An 18,242-nucleotide genomic window follows, 5' to 3' on the forward strand; every position below is an offset into this window, starting at 1 on the left:
AAATGGTTTCCCAGCCTTTGTTAACAGAGAAGGCCTTTGAACAGGCGCAGAAAAATGTTGTCTCGTTATCTTCCACAGCAGCTTCAAGCACGCCTGAAATTGCTATCAGGATGTTGTATGATAATCTATTTGTTATAAATCCTGGAATTGGATGGACGCTTGGTAACGCGGAGGTTATAAAACGGTTTAATCTTGAAGAGGTAAAAGAGTTTCATGGTAAACTTTATAATCCCTCAAATCTGGTTTTGACAATTTCAGGTAATCTTCCGATTAGTGATGTTATGGATCTTGTTAAGAGCTGTTTTGGCGGGCAATGGGGAGAAGCCGGATGGCAGCCACCGGCATTTAATCCGCAGCTCGGTATGTTTGACAGAACAGTACACCAGAAAATTGGCAAGTCACAATCATATGTCATCGTGGCAAACGGCTGTGAAGTCGAGGAGAAAGACCAACCGGCCCTGCACATCCTCAGTAATATTTTTTCTGACAGGCTTGCATTCAATCTTCGAGAAAAACAGGGACTTGCTTATTCCATTGGTACGCACTTTCCAAAATATAAAGGCGCACACTGGTATAATATTACAATGGGAACAAGACCGAAAAACATTGCAAAAGCTATTTCCGGTATTAAGGAGGAAATTCGATTAATTCGAGAGGCGTCTTTTGATGAAAAGGAAGTGCAACAGACAATCAACGCCGCTTTAGGACGCCGAGGCATGCGCCGTATGGACCGTGTCAGCCAGGCATATTATATAAGCATGGAGATACTTGACGGCAAATCTCCTGAAACAGACGAACAATACGGTGAAAAGTTGAAAGCTGTTACTCCACAGGATCTGGAACTTCTTGCACCAAAGATATTTGAGAATGACGATCATTTGATCGTAATAGCAGAGTAGTTCGTAAAACAATAATAATAATTTCTAAACATCAAACATTTGAATGTTTGACTACAGTTAACAATTTTAAGGAGGTTAGGATGAAGATCCATGTAGGTAATTTATCCAGTGAGATTACTGAAGATGACATACGGCAGGCTTTTGAAAAAACAGGTAAGGTTGATTCCGTTACTATTACAAAAAACAAGTATAATGGTAAATTAAAAGTGTTCGCATATGTTGTAATGGACTCTAACGAGGAGGGGAAGTCGGCAATTGACAGCCTGAATAACCAGGAGATAAAAGGAAAGATCCTCAAAGTTAGTGAAGCTCTTACTACAGATACAGAAGGTCCCGGTGGTAAAGTTGAAGGCAGCACAAAAGCCGGGTTTGGCGGCGGCAAGAGAGGATCCGGTGCAAAAGGTGAATTTGGCGGCGGCAAAGGATATAACAGCAGCAAAGGTGGCTTTGGAGGCAAAAAAGACTTTAGCGGCGGCAGAGGTGGACGAGGTCGCTGAAATCGAACACAACTTGACTAAACGCTAATAGCCAAAGGGGCTTCTTACTGTCGTTATGGTAATATGTAGCCCCCTAATTACCGGTTTTTTACCAATTTTAAGGACTACTCACTCAAGTTAAGTTCCCCGTCTGATTTAAACATTTCCGGAGAGTCCTTATCCTCTTCTTTAAAGGCCGCTTTCAAATTATCTATTCCATAAACACCATAAATAGCTTTTAACTCTGTTACAATTTCTTCCGTGATCTCATGGTCCTGATAATGGTCAGTAATTCCAAAGGCCAGTGCATGGGCAATACATTTGGGACATTCACACGTTCCAACTGTAGTATACGCAAATTGATTATATTCACCGGTACCGTGTGTTTCAGGAGAATAATGGCTATTAAAATATCCATCGTTAGGAACGTAAGTCAATTTCTTAACCAGGTCTTTGTATTTCATTTTCCTGCTTTCTAAATGATAATTAAATTGTTATTGATATCTTTTTTTAAGAATAAAAAAACCAGAAGCTGATATTTTTCAGTTATTATACACATATGTCAGCAAGTAACCATATCAAAATATTAGTAAAAGCTCATATTTTACCGCGGATACCCTGTGAACAAATATTACATCGGAACGTTAAAAATGTTTTATCAAAAAAGAATACATTGCCTGTATTTACTTTAATCATTCAAAATTTTCCTTCTTAATCTAATATTCTCATTGACACAACGGTCAATAATTCATATAGTTATAAGAGTTTTGGAGATAACCGTTTTAAGGCAAAAGACGTTCTCATATAGGTGTCACGTGGGCAGGAAGATTGAGAGATTGTATGATATTTCTAATCCAGTAATTGTCATCATGGTCAAACCCCTCCCTTTGCTTACCCATAATAGAAAACAGAAACTCTTGGATTCGGTTTTCCAGTTTGTTTCTGTTACTGTGGATTAAACTTTCTGAATTCAGGTTTTATTGGTTAAACCTCCAGATTATTGATCTAACAATATAATATATTGAAAATATAATGAGATCTGTTAATAATGGTTAATATTTTTTCAATTGGCTATTGTGTAAAAATATTTATATCATGGAGTATTTGAATGAATCAGTTATTTAATCTTGTTAGTTGTGGAGAAGTTTTTTGAAAGATATCAATATTTCCTACTTAAAACAACTCGAATCAGAGTCAATCCATATTATTCGTGAAGTGGCTGCTGAGTTTAAAAACCCCGTCATGCTCTATTCCATAGGGAAAGATTCGAGCGTAATGGTACGCCTTGCCCAAAAAGCCTTTTATCCCGGAAAAATCCCATTTCCTCTCATGCATATTGATACCGGATATAAATTTGAAGAGATGATTGAGTTTCGAGACTGGTATGTTAAGGAAATCGGGTGCCGGCTTATCGTTGAAAGAAATGAGCAGGCGATCTCAGAAGGCACACATCCACAAAAAATAGGAGTGGATAAATGTTGTGCTAAATTAAAAACTCAAGGGTTGCTTGGCGGTATAAAAAGACATCAGTTTGACGCAGCCTTTGGCGGAGCGCGCCGAGATGAAGAAAAATCAAGAGCAAAAGAACGTATATTTTCTTTCAGGGATGAATTCGGGCAGTGGGACCCCAAATACCAGAGGCCAGAACTCTGGAATCTCTATAATTGCCATATTAACGAGGAAGAATCAATAAGAGTATTTCCTTTGAGTAACTGGACCGAAATGGATGTCTGGTACTATCTGAAGAATGAAGAGATACCAATTGTTCCAATATATTATGCACAGGAAAGAGAAGTGGTTGACAGAGGTGGAATTTTAATTCCTTACGATGACATGGTCAAACTCAGACCCGGTGAAAAGGTGGAAAAAATTATGTGCAGGTTTAGAAGTCTGGGTTGCAGTCCATGTACAGGAGCCGTCAGGTCAAACGCCAGAACAATTGATGATATAATCAAAGAAGTAGAAGAGGCAAGCAAATCTGAGAGGGAAAATCGTATTATCGATCTGACTACGGATAGTTCTATGGAAGACAAGAAAAAGGAAGGATATTTCTAAACTATGGATTCACACACATCTCCAAATCATGCTAACTTGCTTAGATTCACCACTGTAGGCAGTGTGGATGACGGTAAATCTACGCTTATAGGCAGGCTTCTTTATGACACTCAAAATATTTTTGATGATCAGCTTGAAGCAGTCAGAAAAGTAGCGGAACGCAAAGGTGAAGAGGAAATTGATTTATCTCTTTTAACTGATGGGCTGGCTGCTGAGAGGGAACAGGGTATTACCATTGATGTCGCTTACAGATACTTTCAGACATCTAAACGAAAATTTATCATTGCCGACACTCCCGGGCATGTTCAGTATACGCGGAATATGGTTACCGGCGCCTCTACAGCCAACCTGGCCATTATCCTTATTGACGCGCGCAGAGGAGTCCTTGAACAATCAAGACGGCATGGTTTCATAGCTAGCCTTTTACAGGTTTCTCACATGATAGTTGCTGTCAACAAGATTGATCTGGTAGATTATTCCAAAGAGGTTTTTGACTCAATAGTTGAAGAGTATGATGAATATTCCAGGAAACTTGATATTAAAGATATTACTTACATTCCGGTTTCAGCACTTAAAGGAGACAATGTAGTCAGCAAAAGTGCAAAAACCCCCTGGTATGATGGTCCTACGGTGTTACATACGTTGGAAAATGTCCATATAGGTTCTGATCTTAATGTACGCGACTTCCGATTTCCTGTCCAATATGTTATACGGCCCGATCTTAATTTCAGAGGTTATGCTGGAAAGATTGTTGCCGGTTCGGTTAACCCGGGAGAAGAGATCGCTGTATTGCCATCGGGGCTAGTATCTAAAGTTAAAACTATCACAACAATGGATGGAGACCTTGAAGATGCACACGCTCCACAATCCGTTGTTATCACACTTGAAGACGAAATAGATATCAGTCGTGGAGATATGATTGTTCGACGACACAATCTCCCTCAAGTAGAAAATAATATAGATGTCATTTTATGCTGGATGGGTAATGACCCGCTTGAAATAGGCAAAAACTATTTTATTAAGCATACGACAAGAACAGTGAATGCCTGTATCAGTAAGTTAATATACATGTTTGACGTAAACACTCTACACCGCACTGATGCGACAGAACATAATCTTTTCTGTGAGCTGATAAAGACACCGCATCGTACAGATGTTAACACTTTACTACTGAATGAGATTGGACGTGCAGAGATAAAACTTACTCAGCCAATAATGTTAGATCAATATAATAAGAATCGGGAAACCGGTAGTTTTATTGTAATCGATCCTGATACAAACTTTACTGTTGGAGCAGGGATGATTCGGGGCGCTGTTCGAAGCATCGAAGAGACTATCCATGCCGAAGGAAAAGCGGAAGAGGAACTGCCGGTTAAAGTTGAGATTGAAAGAGCCCCGGTATCTCTAAAAGAAAGAGAAGAACGATATAAACATAAGACCGCAGTTATATGGTTTACCGGCTTATCCGGGGCAGGAAAGTCAACAATAGCCAAAAGCCTTGAACGCCTTCTCTTCAGTACGGGAATTCATACCGCATTATTGGATTGGGACAAACTGCATCATGGCCTGTGTAAGGACCTCAGTTTTTCAGATCAGGACAGAATAGAAAACATCAGAAGGGCCGGAGAAGTCGCCAGGGTTTTTTACGAACACGGTTCAGTTGTACTTTGTACATTTGTATCTCCGTTAAGATGCCAGAGAGATCAAGTCAAAGCCTTAATACCGGAAGGAAGATTTCTTGAGGTTTTTGTCCGTTGCAGTCTCCAGACCTGTGTGCAGAGAGACCCCAGAGGGCTTTATAAGAAAGCCATGGACGGAGAAATCCCACAATTCACCGGAATAAACTCACCATATGAAGAACCTCTGAACCCTGATATTATCCTGGATGCAGAATATAAATCCATCGAGGAGAACCTTAAAGCCTTGCTGGAAATGCTGAAAAGTAAAGGGATCATAAGAAAGTAAGAAATTAAAGTCCAGCACAAGTAATTCTGTAGAATTTAACCTTACCTGTAAGCACATACTTTAAATTTGCCATAATAATTTGTATAAACACGTTGTTATGAAAAAGCAAACCATCCAAGAAAAGTCCGTTTGGTAAACAGACTCTACAAAATAATTTATCTATTTTTAATTTCCCTTGTGCTTCTTCAACCATACTATTTGATATGGCTCCAATGTCAACTCTGTAGAGTTAACTTTTGTGTGTGTAATTATATCAATATAATGATCAGTCTGCTCACCCGGAAGAGTAATTTCTACACTATCTCCGGTAAAGTTAAATAGTGCCAGTATAGACTCGTTATCATCATCGGCATATCGTTTAATCGCGAATACTTTACTTCCCAGATCCGGAAACTCATATTTACCAAAAGGATTGAAGGCTTCTTCGTTTATCCTTATTGATAAGAGTTGTTTATACCTTTTGAAGAGAATCTTTTGTAAACTACCCTCTTCTTCAAGCAACTCTTTCAAATTATCATAATTTAATTTATCTCTGTTAATAGACCTGTTGATCCTCGTTTTTTTTACCGCTTCATGATAGTTCCTGGAGCCAACAAGCGAATGGAAATAGACGCCCGGCACGCCCGGCATTGCCAGCACAACTGCTTGTGAAAGCATCATCCGTTTTACTCTTATATTGTCATCCTCTTCCGGATGTGTCAACAAGTCAATATAACTGCAGTTTAACTCATAAGGAGATTCTTCCTCGTCTCCAATCGCCCTGTAAGAAGCAAACCCTCCATGACCTATAGAAGTACGCACTAAAAAACTCATCTCTTTGTCATCCAATATTCCGTTCACTGCCCTGACTCCAATACCATCATGGCTTGCCGTAAAATTAAAAAAGCAGACCCCATTACTTGGAAGTGTTAACTCTTTTGCCCAATTTGTGAGTTTCTCCGTATTAGATTTCAAAATAGAAAATGCAAGAAGCGGGGGAAGCGCAAAGTTATAAACCATTTGCGCCTCATCATCACCACCCCCAAAATATGAAATATTTTCACCATGAGGCACATTTGTTTCAGTAATAATTATAACTTCAGGCGCGACGGCATGCATTACTTCACGCATAAGCTGGATCAATTCATGCGTCCTGGGAAGATGGACACAAGGTGTTCCCAACTCTTTCCAAATATACGCAATCGCGTCAAGCCTTATAAGTGAAGCACCTTTCGCGATATAAAACAGTAATACGTCTAAAACCCTTAATAATACTTTATAATTCGCGTAATTCAGATCTACCTGGTCACTACCGAATGTTGTCCATATATTTCTGATTTTCCCCTCATCATCAATGAATTCGGTTAAAAGAGGTGAAGTTCTTGGCCTGACAACATTTGATAAATCTGTACTTGGATCAACATCGATAAAAAACTCTTCAAATGCAGAAAAACCTGCCAGGTAATTATTAAACCATCTGCTTAATTGTGACATATGGTTGATAACACCATCAAACATTATCCTATGGTTCTTCTTTATATTTTCTATATCTTTCCATGAGCCTTTGAGAGGACAGACGCCCTTATAGTTTACAATTGAAAAACCGTCATCTGATGAATACGGATAAAACGGTAGTATATGAACGGTATTGATAACATCCTGAACATACTCACCCAAGAATCTATATAAAGTAGCCAGAGCCGTTTCACCATGATGAAAAACCTGATCCCCGTATGTTATGAGAATAATATCTTTTTGAGTTAAATAGTATGGAGCACTTTTTACCTTTTGTTTATACTTATTGATAAGAGCAAGTATCTTCTCATAAGCCATGTCAGAGTCCTCTCTGGAATAAATAAAATCCAAAGACTCCTTAATCAGCTTTAATCTGTTTTCTTTGGTAAGACGAATATAGTGCTCTTTATTTGTCATTACATTAACCCTGAAGTGTCTCCAATGTTTCCCACCGTTGATAGGCGGTATCCAATTCATGGTTCAGTGCGGACAATCTTGTCCTTATAATCTCCGCCTCATCATTCCCCTTCTTATAAAACAGAGGATCACTCACTGCCTCATACAATTGGCGTTGCTCTTCTTCCAATTCCTCTATTCTCTGCGGTAAGGATGTTAATTCACGTTGCTCTTTATAGCTTAGCCTGCGATGACGTTCACTATTTTTATCCGGACTGGCACTCTTTAATCGAGACTGCTTCTTTTTGTTTTCTCCAACTTGTTTTCTCTGCCTGAGCCAATCATCATAACCTCCGACATATTCATTAACCTCACCTTCCCCTTCAAACACAATAGTACTGGTTACTACATTATTGAGAAATGTACGATCGTGGCTTACCAGAAGCAGTGAACCCTTATACTGCAATAGCAATTCCTCCAATAGTTCCAGCGTCTCTATATCCAAATCATTCGTTGGTTCATCCATCACCAGGACATTCGCCGGCCTGGTAAACAGCCTCGCAAGAAGAAGGCGGTTACGTTCTCCACCCGATAGAACACTGACAGTGGTACGTGCTCGCTCTGGAGAAAACAGAAATTTTTGTAAATATCCTATCACATGCAGCCGCTTGCCGTTTAATGCAATAAAGTCATTACCGTCTCCAACATTATAAAACACGGACTTGTCCTCCTGCAATTGTTCGCGAAGCTGATCAAAATAAGCAATCTGAAGATTTGTACCAAGTTGAATTGTTCCCTGTTGGGGGGTCAGCTCGCCAAGTAGTAGACGTATAAGTGTGGACTTACCAGCGCCATTTGATCCGATAATACCAACTTTATCACCCTTTATAATCGTTGTAGAAAAATTGTTTATTATTGGAGTGTTATCATACCCATATCCCAGTCCATCCACATTAATCACCTTTATACCGGAGCGTTCTGCCTCTTGTGTCTGCATTCGTACTGTCCCGGTTTGTGTACGTCGTTCTCTACGGACAGCACGCATCTTTTGCAGATCCTGTACTCGTCCCTCATTTCGAGTACGACGGGCCTTAATACCCTGTCGTAACCATATCTCTTCTTTTGCCAGTTTTTTATCAAAAGTCGCCCATTGTTTTTCCTCTGCATCGAGAACTACTTGCTTACGGGAGAGAAATGTTTCATAATCACACTCCCAATCAATAAGATCCCCCCTGTCCAGCTCAATGATACGGGTGGCTATTTTTTTTAGAAACATACGGTCATGGGTAACAAAGAAGATAGTACCTTCATATCGCAATAAAAACTCTTCCAGCCAATTAATTGATGCAATATCGAGATGGTTAGTTGGTTCATCAAGCAATAATATATCAGGATTACATACCAGACCCCTTGCAAGTAACACTCTGCGTTTTAAACCTGAGGAGAGGATTTTGAATTCAGCGTTAGCATCCAATTGCATCAGCGAAATAATTTTTTCTATCTGATGACTTTCTTTCCAGTCCAGGTCAACATTCTGTTGTGTATGTTCAGAGACCACATTTTTCAGTCCATCATATACTACATCAAATACTGTACCATTAAATCCCCTTGGAATTTCCTGAGGTAGATAAGCAGTACAAAGTCCTTTTTGTCGGGTAATATCACCTGTATCATGTTCCAACTCTCCATTAATCAACCGAAGCAAAGTTGTTTTTCCCTCACCGTTACGACCAATTAGACAAACTCTTTCACTGTTTTCTAATTGCAAACTTACTTTACCTAATAATTTCAGGCCTCCATAGCTGATACTAACTTTTTGCAGACTTAACAGTGCCAAGAATTTGCTCCAAAAAAAAATTTGTAGATTTTTTCAGTAGTGTCAGATTTAGTAGTTTGCGTATACTGTCTTTGTCACAGATTCCCGCTAATGCTTCTCTCTGTATGCCTTAGGCGGCGAACATTCAGGAATGACAGTTTGTGGCAAGGAGCAATAAGTATGTAGTGCAAAAACCTGACCGGAAACTATTGATATTGTTTGAAATTATAACAGAAACAATGTAAATTTACAAAAAAGGACACATCCAGTTAATTTTCAACTGGTATGTGCCACTTTCATCATATAACGTTACTCTTTAATTATTTTTTACTCTTGTATGTCTTGACAATAGCTTTCTTTTCAATTTTTTTCATTAAACGTTCAATATCTCCTTTTTTTGGTTCATTAAAAGTTTCACCAACTTGATATTGAAAAATTGTTTTAATACTTTCGTTATACATATCTTCTGTCAAACTGGTAAAGTCCAGCAACTTTACATCTGTATTACTCAACAAATAGGTAATTTGATCAAAAAGACTACTGGTAGCAACGCCTGAATGAACAAACGAATCTTGACCGAGGAACCCTTTAACTGTCTCAATAAACTCAAATAGCTGTGAAATTTGATATTGTGCGCCAATAATTGTTTTTTCCAGACTCTTCTTTTTAATCATAGAGTTCTTTGTGTAGTCAATAGACTGATCAGACTCTTTAAAAACCGTATTATTATCACTCCTCCTCCTGGATTTTATACGGGCTTCAATGTCATTTGCTTGTTCAATCAATTTATCAAATTCTTTTTCAATTTTTTCAAAATCTGATTGCTTACCATAATAAGTTGTAACTTTCAATTTTTTATTAAACACTATTAACTCTTCCAGAAACCCATCAAGCTCTTTCTGACTAAATGAGAGAAATTCACGGTCATTCTTAAATGTACTGATTTTGCTGATTTCTTCACTCTTCTCAATGATATTCTGAATACCTGTTTTAATATTAAGCACCTTATTAAAAGTTTTGTCCTGATCCATCTCCTGAGCAAGAGATAAAGTTGCACCTTCTTGTTTCATGGATGAGACATCCTTACTGTTTACAAACACTTCCAATTTATTGACATTGTCTATGAATTTGACATATTTATCCTCTTTAAATGGTTTGTCATGAAGGAGCGTCTGTAAATCAGTTAAAATGCCGCATATTTTCTTCTCTTCCTGCTTAGTCTTGAATTTTACCAGCTTACTTAATTTATTAGAAAGAATTACAAATTTGTTCTTTCTGTTAAAGAGGTCCTGGAATTGTTCTTGCACATCTTTATTTTTATTAATGTCTTTGATTAATTTTTTTAGTTGATCTAAAGCCCCTGACAAATTCGTGAGGTAAGGAACATTCTTTCTTGCTTCAATATATGCGTCTACACCTGAATCTGTTTTTAATCTGGATGTTTTACGAAGCCCTTCTTTAACTTGTGACAAAAGAATAAGTATATCTTCTTTCTGTTCAGTGGTTAAGGCATTTTCGTTATGCGAAACCTCATGTGAAACAGATTCTGGAGATGATTCTGCTGGGGAGGACAACAGTGATTTAGCACGTTCTTTTAAGGTTGCAACGAGCCCTCTGGCCGGTTTTTCAAGTACAGGTGCTTTTTTCTGAATATCATCCTGTTTAGTAGGACCTTGCACTGACATAGAGTCAAGATACACCAATAACTTTCTGAAAGCTCCCAGTAACTCAAGGAAATCATTTTTCAGCAATGAATGGTTTGGGATTGAACGAAATTCTTTCAATTCCTGGTAATTTGAGCTTAAATCGTCCTGTTCACTTTGACAGGCAAAATTGTGACCTGATAATTTATATTCCAGCTTTTCTATAAGTAACTCAACGGATTCCGCGCACTTCTGTAATAAGCCATATTCTTCAAGAAATTTAAAGTGAGCATCAAGCTTGTTTGTTGCAGAGTAAACATAACTATCATATGCGGGAAGGACCTTCCAGTTGTCTTTTTCTACAATATGTTCAAGCTTTAATACATCCATGAACAGTTCATTGTTAAATAATAACGGATTACCTTCATTGGTAAGATGATCAAATAGCTCTGTAAAAAGCCCAAGATTATCTATATTATCTTCTACTTCTTTAAGATCTTCTTCCTGCTCCTTAAAGATCCGGTATTGAAAATAGTGCTGTTCCAAATCCAGCATAATAACCAATGTGATAAAATGCAGGTTTAAAAAGACCTCCTTTAAACCAGTGCTGGTAAATACTTTGTTCGACGTTACAATTTCGTTTAATCTTAATTCACTTCCTAATGTTTTAGTTGTCAATGGTAAACCATTATGGATCAAATAACCTTCCAGCCTACCTGTGTATTTCTCCCGGGTTTCGGCAGTAGAAACCTGATTACATCCAATATCATCCGGTTCGAAATCACCCAATAGTTTTTTCTCCTTCTCGTCAATAATCAACATATTACTTGCACCCTTGGGAAGCCCTGTTTTACAATGCAACACTAAATGCTTTTTCATGAGAAATTGAATTAGTTCTTCCACTTCTGTTTCAGTAGCGGTGATATATGCATCTACAACACCACGTTCTTTATCAGTCTTGTAACAGTCAATCTTCCCTTTACGGAAAAGATGTTTAGTTATAATTTTAAGAGTCTTTTCAAAAGAGTTTCCAACAACTTCCCCGTTGAAACTGACGGCAAGAGATTTCAAGGGCTCTTCAATTACCGTTTTCTTAACCCTCTCTTTAATTTCAGCTATTTGTGAACGTACAATATCAGAGCTGTGAAACTTCTTTTCCAGCAATTTATAATAATGGTTATTAGTATCTAAGATTTTTGTAACAGTTTTGGTTTTGGTTTTCGTTTTGGCTTTCGCTTTCATTTTTTTCCCTTTAAATTATTTCTTTTCAACTTTTTGAAGCTGGTAACAAAACAATTATTATGTAGTATAATTTTACTTTATGGTTGCATGTAATCAATAATAATAATTAATAATGTCTACAAATATCATAATCTCTTTGACATAACAACCGATTTTTCTTATTTTTACGATACATATTAATTAATAACGATAAAAGAGTTTTGTTCATTAAACTCAATAACTCAGTTGTATTTATGAAAGGAAATAGTTGGAATTAGATCTTTATCAAATTGACACTTTTACCGACCGGGTTTTCAAGGGAAACCCGGCTGCAGTCATCCCGCTTGAATCGTGGCTTCCGGAAAACACAATGCAGTCTATTGCGCAAGAAAATAATCTTTCAGAAACAACTTTTTTTGTACCGACAGACAATGGATTCCATATTCGCTGGTTTACACCTGAAACTGAAGTTGACTTGTGCGGCCACGCAACACTGGCAGCAGCTTATGTACTATTAAATCTCTTTGATTATAAAAAAGAGAGGGTAGAATTTGAATCAAAGTCTGGTAACTTAACGGTTTTCCAAAAGGATGGCTGGCTTGTGATGGATTTTCCCGCACAATCACCTATCCCATGTAACATACCGGATGCAATAGTAAAGGCTTTTGGCAGGACACCGATTGAGTGTTTACAGGCAGAAGACTACACGGTAGTTTTTGAAAATGAAAGTGAGGTTTTATCAATTAAGCCTGATATGGTTTACCTGAAAAAACTTGATCTGCGCGGCGTTATCATTACTTCACGATCAAAAAAGTATGATTTTGTATCCCGCTTTTTTGCTCCTAACTTTGGAATAGACGAAGACCCTGTAACGGGCTCTGCTCATACCCAGCTCACACCTTACTGGTCAGGAAAACTGGGCAAAACAAAAATGGAGGTAAAACAGATTTCGCGCCGTGGCGGTGAATTAGTGTGTGAATTACATAACGACCGAGTACTGATTTCAGGAAAGGCAGTAAAATTCCTGGAGGGAAAAATAGAACTTAAGAGTTGACAACCACATTGGATTATTTCAATTAGAGTTAACGCTTGATAGAAAAACCATGAAAAATTACGATGTTGTCATCATTGGTGCAGGTGCGGCAGGGTTGATGTGCGCACTGACGGCTGGGCAGAGAGGACGTAATGTAATGATTCTGGATCACGCTGACCATGTGGGCAAAAAAATATTGATTTCAGGCGGAGGGAGTTGTAACTTTACCAATCTTTATCTTGAAGCAGAGCATTATATATCCCATAACCCACACTTCTGCAAATCAGCGTTGAACCGTTTCTGCCAGTACGATTTTATCTCGTTAGTTAAAAAGCATAATGTATCTTATCAACAGAGGCAATTGGGACAACTTTTCTGTAACGGAAACTCAGTCGAGATTTTAAACCTTTTATTGCATGAGTGTCGGCTTTCCGGTGTAAAGATCCAGAAAAGTTGCACAATAAATAACATAGAGAAGAACAACTCTTTTTCCGTTAAGACTAATTCAGAGAACTATACAACCCAATCACTCGTCATAGCAACTGGTGGTTTATCAATGCCAACAATTGGAGCTACCGGTTTCGGATATGATGTGGCAAAAAAGTTTGGACTCAATGTTCAACCCGGCCAACCTGGCTTGGTACCACTTACCTTCAACAACAATGACTTGAAAAGCTTCGGCGATCTATCCGGTATATCCCTAGATGCTGCTGTTTCCAGTAATGGACAATTATTCAGGGAGGCTATTCTGTTTACCCACAGAGGCCTGAGCGGCCCTGCGGTATTGCAGATTTCAAACTACTGGCAACCGGGAGATGAAGTTGCCATTAATCTCCTGCCAGATATCGATCTGACAGAAACTATTAAACAATGGCAGAAAGAACGCCCAAGAATGGAGCTGAAAAATCTGATAGGAGAATTGCTAACCAGGCGTATTGCAAAACGCTGGCTGGAATTATGGTATCATAATAAGCCCGTTAACCAATACAATGAAAAAGAGATCAACCAGATTGCCGATTTATTCCATGTATGGCGTTTCAGACCTGCAGGTACCGAAGGCTATAAGGTAGCGGAAGTTACTCGTGGCGGCGTTGACACGGAAGAGCTGTCATCCAAAACCTTTGAAGCGAGGAGAGTAAAGGGTCTTTACTTTATTGGAGAAGTTGTTGATGTTACCGGCTGGCTGGGTGGATATAATCTCCAATGGGCCTGGTCATCCGGCTACTGTGCCGGCCAATTTGTATAGAATTAGCTTATTTTAAAACATAAGGAGGATTTCCCCATGTTTATGTCTATTATCCAGAAAAGACGGAGTATCAGAAAATTTCTTAATAAGCCTGTTGAGAAAGAAAAGATAGACCTGCTTATTGAGGCCGGACTTCGATCACCTTCCTCAAGAGGATTTAATCCGTGGGAGTTTATGGTCATTACCGATCGTGATTTATTGGAAAAATTATCAGATTCCAAGATGCATGGATCTCAGTTTCTGAAAAATGCTCCTTTGGGAATTGTTGTATGCGCTGATCCCGAAAAATGTGATGTATGGGTCGAAGACTGTTCAATCGCCTCCACCTTTATCTTTCTGGCAGCAGAATCACTTGGGTTGAGAAGCTGCTGGATACAGATCAGGGAGAGGATGCATAACGAAACGATAACCTCCGAAAAATATGTTTCAAACACATTGGAAATTCCATCAAGATTGAATGTGGAATCAATTATCGCCATTGGCTACCCGGATGAAACAAAATCTTTTCATAAGAAGGAAGAACTCCAATTTGCAAAAGTATATTACAATCAATACGGAAAACCTTATTGTAAACAAACATAACACATATGGCGATCTTTGAAGTTATCCCTGCGGCAGAGTTAATTCCAAAGCTAAGTAACGACTGTTTACTTACAAATGAATTTTCTAAAATCTTATTTTTATCAAGTTCAGGATGTCACATTTGATGCCTTTTCACTTTTTCATTCTACTACTGTCCGGACTTTCCACTGACCCCTTTTCCTGTCTGGACTCCTCACGAAAGTGAGGAAAATATTCAAACGGAAAGGCCAGGCGTCACAAACTACAGACCCAGCTCTCGCCGGGATTCCAGTCAGGGTTATTACCATTACATCAATAAGGAAACCAGGAAGGACAGGAAAAATAGTGAATACTTTATTTTTTACCTGGTAGTAACTGCTTAAATACGAGGACTGACATTTTTTCTTTCCCTTTTTACTGCTTGAATCAAGTAGGGTTAGATCTTGAAAGCAGATTGCGCAATGCTGCTTTATTTACTGCACTTGTACATGCTCCAAACATCTCTCCTATTTCTTTATTCTTTAACCCTGTATACATTTTCAATATTCTTATATCTTCCCTGAAAAAGATGTCCACTGCGTTTATGATTGCGATTGTAATAGACGCCAGACAGAGACCCTGTTTAAATGAAAAAACTTCGTAACGCTTCATATTTCTTATGAGTAGACAAATCTTGCCCGTTGTTTTAGATGTGAAAAGAATTTCAATCCTATTGACATGGTAATGACCGTCCACCGATGCGCCTCTATCGAAGCCGTTCGGTTACTTACACCGCTTCTTCCTCCATCCTAAATCTAAAGTCAAATCTACTGGCAAAAGATATCACCAAAATTTTGCGGGGTAAATATATCCTGTTGAGAATGAAATATCCTTTTCGTCTCAGCACAAGGGGGGGGGGGTATCTCAGCGCTATCGGGTGGTCTAAAAACGCTGTTGAGTGATAGCCATCTCGATGAAGATACTTACCAAAGAATTCAAGATATTGTGACTTATTTCTCTAAACAATACAAAATAAAATATAGCGTTCGCGGAATAATCGACTTGCTTCATAGATTAGGCTATACATATAAAAAACCGAAAACCCTTTCGCAATGAGTATAACTCAATTTTCTTCAAAATTGCCACGTTATATTAAAATATACACTACGTTCGACTTCGGTTGCGTCAATGCTATTAACAGCTGCGAACTCAGGGTGTTGATCATCAAGTATATTTTTCATGCCAACACTCATTTCAAGAGAATCGGTTCCATGCCAGCCAAGTCGCGTATCAAGACGAAAATAACTAGGAATATTTCCGGTATCGAGATTGTCAACATAATAAAGTGATGTATCAAACTCCAGTTTAAAAGGAAGATCCAGATAAGAACGAATCTGGGCTTGGCTATTTGGTTTAATGCCTTCATGCTCGATGTCTGCTCCAATACTGTTACTTCCTTTAACTAGTTTTAGCTTCATATGAAGATAGGTATATCCAACATATAACTTCCAACGATCTGTTACATTCCAGTCTGTAGAAATCTCCACACCGTATGTTTCACCCTTCATTTTATTGTCAACAAAGGTTGGAAAGATGGTATTTGTTGGATTATTTGGATTGGGAAAACGTACTCCTGTCTCAGTAGTTTCTAGTGCATCGTAAGAGTTATAAAACGTTGCAATGTCAATTGAAAGACGTTTTGCAGGTTGAATACGGTATCCAAGTTCGGAAGCAATAAGATTTTCTGAGTGAAAATCGTGGCTACCAAGAACTTGAACAGTACCAGTGGTAACGAAACCAGTCGGAAATGTTGTTATACTGTGTACCGAATCATGCTCAAAACGATTAGGCGTCCTTACAGATCGAGAAACAGAAGCCCATACTGCTGTTCGATGTGTAGGTTTCCAGATTAATCTCAAATTGGGCTGGAATTCGAGTCCTGTATAATCATTATGTGAAATCTTTGTTCCAAGGATTAGTCTTAGTTTGTCATCAATAAGTGTAATTTCATCCTGTACAAATGAAGTTAATAAATTGTCATATCTACTACTAGATTTACTGGTATTATCAGTGTCATAAGTAAGCCCCCTGAAGCCATCAATGTCATCAGTTACATAACGGTATCCCAGACCCCACATAAATTCCTGTCTGTCCCCTAATTTAAATCTATGCTGCAAATCAATATCAGATATGTTTCGAACCTCTCTTGTTATAGCATTCTTACGAAAGGTTTGATCTAAGTACATTTGGAGAATAATTTCAGAGCTATCAGATAACATATATTTCCAACGTCCCAAGACGTGACCACCGGATAGTTCGCTATTCCGTCGTGGCTTAGAACTGTTAATAAGCGATTCATTAGAATGACCATCATATATATTTCCCTGAAACATCAATTCACTAGAAGATGATAAATCCCAATCCAGGCGGAAACCGCCTTGTAGCATGTTCCACTTATCATTACCATTTAGACTAGAATCATTAAGAAGATCACCAGAGTCATCATATTTAAAGTACCTTGAATAGAAGCGATAATTTATATCTTTACCTATTTTTCCACCATAGCGGAAACCGCCTATAGCTCTTTCTTCGTTTCCGACTCTCCCAGTTAGGAGACCACCTTGTGTATCTCTGGAATTTTTAGTTATTATATTTATCACCCCATTTATTGCATTGGCGCCCCAGAGGGTACCACCCGGTCCACGGATGACCTCAATACGTTCCAAATCTTCCATTAAATAGTTTTGTACATCCCAATATACACCGGCAAGAAGGGGTGAGTAAACAGTTCTTCCATCTATTAATACCAGAAGTTTAGTTACAAATCTGGCATTAAAACCACGTGAAGTTATTGCCCATTTGTTCGCATCTATTTGTGCCACTTGCAGTCCGGGTACCATTCGAAGTAACTCAGGTATACTTGCAGCTCCAGAACGCCGAATGTTTTCTTTCGTGATTACGTAGATGGCGGCCGGTGAATCAAAAAGTTTTTCGGTTTTTTTTGAGACAGAGCTAACCTCCATAAGAAATGACTCTGCCTTTAACCATCTTATTTCTTCTTGTATGGACGCAGTCTCATCTATATTTTCTGGATGTCCCGCGGGTTCTTCAGAAAAAAGTTGAGTAGAATTAAAGGCAAAAAGAATAAATAAAATGAAATATTTTGCATTATTTAGCATTATTCTTATTTTTTCAATTTAATATGATTATCAAGATAGAATTTGTATTTAGAAAATAGTAAAAAAAATTGATATTTATGTCGAAACTTATATAGCTTACAAAGCAAATGTAGATAACTTAAACGACCTGAAGAACTCTAAAAACAAAGTTTCCAACGCGAAACAACAATTGATTATATTGGATACATTCCAAAGCTTATTAACCGTTTTTTACCGTAGATCCGGTCTGAAGAGTATTTACTTTCCAGTTGTTTTAATGTTCTCAAAACTCCTTAGTAT

The 18,242-nt window shown here is 38.2% G+C and carries 14 protein-coding genes; 8 read left to right on the forward strand and 6 right to left on the reverse strand.

Going from position 1 to position 18,242, the window contains the following annotated elements:
* A partial coding sequence (locus SCALIN_RS10020) for a M16 family metallopeptidase (protein WP_096894364.1) occupies positions 1 to 899 on the forward strand: 899 nt, incomplete at its 5' end.
* 80 nt (positions 900 to 979) lie between these two features.
* Positions 980 to 1,396 carry an RNA recognition motif domain-containing protein gene (locus SCALIN_RS10025; RefSeq protein ID WP_096894365.1) on the forward strand — a complete coding sequence of 139 codons (417 nt, stop codon included), beginning with the start codon at positions 980 to 982 and terminating at the stop codon, positions 1,394 to 1,396.
* Between the two features lie 104 nt (positions 1,397 to 1,500).
* Here SCALIN_RS10025 and SCALIN_RS10030 read toward each other — a convergent pair whose 3' ends face one another.
* On the reverse strand, positions 1,501 to 1,839 hold the full coding sequence (locus SCALIN_RS10030) for a hypothetical protein (protein ID WP_096894366.1): 339 nt from the start codon (positions 1,837 to 1,839) through the stop codon (positions 1,501 to 1,503).
* Between the two features lie 685 nt (positions 1,840 to 2,524).
* Between SCALIN_RS10030 and cysD the strand changes: the two genes are divergently transcribed.
* Together cysD and cysN are read left to right on the forward strand one after the other, a co-directional pair.
* Positions 2,525 to 3,430, forward strand: coding sequence for a sulfate adenylyltransferase subunit CysD (gene cysD, locus SCALIN_RS10035; RefSeq protein ID WP_096894367.1), 906 nt, complete (start codon positions 2,525 to 2,527; stop codon positions 3,428 to 3,430).
* A gap of 3 nt (positions 3,431 to 3,433) precedes the next feature.
* Positions 3,434 to 5,395 (forward strand): sulfate adenylyltransferase subunit CysN, encoded by a 1,962-nt coding sequence (cysN, locus tag SCALIN_RS10040; protein ID WP_096894368.1) that lies wholly within the window; start codon positions 3,434 to 3,436, stop codon positions 5,393 to 5,395.
* 165 nt (positions 5,396 to 5,560) lie between these two features.
* Here cysN and SCALIN_RS10045 read toward each other — a convergent pair whose 3' ends face one another.
* The 3 genes from SCALIN_RS10045 to SCALIN_RS10055 form a co-directional block, all read right to left on the reverse strand.
* On the reverse strand, positions 5,561 to 7,306 hold the full coding sequence (locus SCALIN_RS10045) for an alpha-amylase family glycosyl hydrolase (protein WP_096894369.1): 1,746 nt from the start codon (positions 7,304 to 7,306) through the stop codon (positions 5,561 to 5,563).
* Between the two features lie 4 nt (positions 7,307 to 7,310).
* On the reverse strand, positions 7,311 to 9,122 hold the full coding sequence (locus SCALIN_RS10050; protein ID WP_096894370.1) for an ATP-binding cassette domain-containing protein: 1,812 nt from the start codon (positions 9,120 to 9,122) through the stop codon (positions 7,311 to 7,313).
* Positions 9,123 to 9,421: 299 nt separating this feature from the next.
* On the reverse strand, positions 9,422 to 11,986 hold the full coding sequence (locus tag SCALIN_RS10055) for a hypothetical protein (protein WP_096894371.1): 2,565 nt from the start codon (positions 11,984 to 11,986) through the stop codon (positions 9,422 to 9,424).
* 247 nt (positions 11,987 to 12,233) lie between these two features.
* Between SCALIN_RS10055 and SCALIN_RS10060 the strand changes: the two genes are divergently transcribed.
* The 3 genes from SCALIN_RS10060 to SCALIN_RS10070 are packed head-to-tail and all read left to right on the forward strand — an operon-like array spanning position 12,234 to position 14,826.
* Complete coding sequence (locus SCALIN_RS10060) at positions 12,234 to 13,019, forward strand: PhzF family phenazine biosynthesis protein (protein WP_096894372.1); 786 nt, start codon at positions 12,234 to 12,236, stop codon at positions 13,017 to 13,019.
* 49 nt (positions 13,020 to 13,068) lie between these two features.
* Positions 13,069 to 14,244, forward strand: coding sequence for a BaiN/RdsA family NAD(P)/FAD-dependent oxidoreductase (locus tag SCALIN_RS10065; RefSeq protein WP_096894373.1), 1,176 nt, complete (start codon positions 13,069 to 13,071; stop codon positions 14,242 to 14,244).
* A gap of 36 nt (positions 14,245 to 14,280) precedes the next feature.
* Positions 14,281 to 14,826: a nitroreductase family protein gene (locus tag SCALIN_RS10070; protein ID WP_096894374.1), complete on the forward strand. Its 546-nt coding sequence runs from the start codon at positions 14,281 to 14,283 to the stop codon at positions 14,824 to 14,826.
* Positions 14,827 to 15,231: 405 nt separating this feature from the next.
* Here the strand turns inward: SCALIN_RS10070 and SCALIN_RS10075 are convergent, their stop codons facing one another.
* Entirely contained in the window at positions 15,232 to 15,456 is a 225-nt protein-coding gene (locus tag SCALIN_RS10075; protein ID WP_096894375.1) for a hypothetical protein, read from the reverse strand.
* Positions 15,457 to 15,738: 282 nt separating this feature from the next.
* Here SCALIN_RS10075 and SCALIN_RS23910 point away from each other — a divergent pair, with 282 nt between their 5' ends.
* A complete protein-coding gene (locus tag SCALIN_RS23910) occupies positions 15,739 to 15,900 on the forward strand; it encodes a helix-turn-helix domain-containing protein (RefSeq protein ID WP_162532250.1) in 162 nt (53 codons plus the stop codon).
* Between the two features lie 17 nt (positions 15,901 to 15,917).
* On the opposite strand, the gene SCALIN_RS10085 is transcribed toward SCALIN_RS23910, so the two are convergent.
* Complete coding sequence (locus tag SCALIN_RS10085; protein WP_096894377.1) at positions 15,918 to 17,963, reverse strand: TOL_0244 family TonB-dependent receptor; 2,046 nt, start codon at positions 17,961 to 17,963, stop codon at positions 15,918 to 15,920.
* Between the last annotated feature and the right edge of the window lie 279 nt (positions 17,964 to 18,242).

Source organism: Candidatus Scalindua japonica (genome assembly GCF_002443295.1).
Classification (GTDB): domain Bacteria; phylum Planctomycetota; class Brocadiia; order Brocadiales; family Scalinduaceae; genus Scalindua; species Scalindua japonica.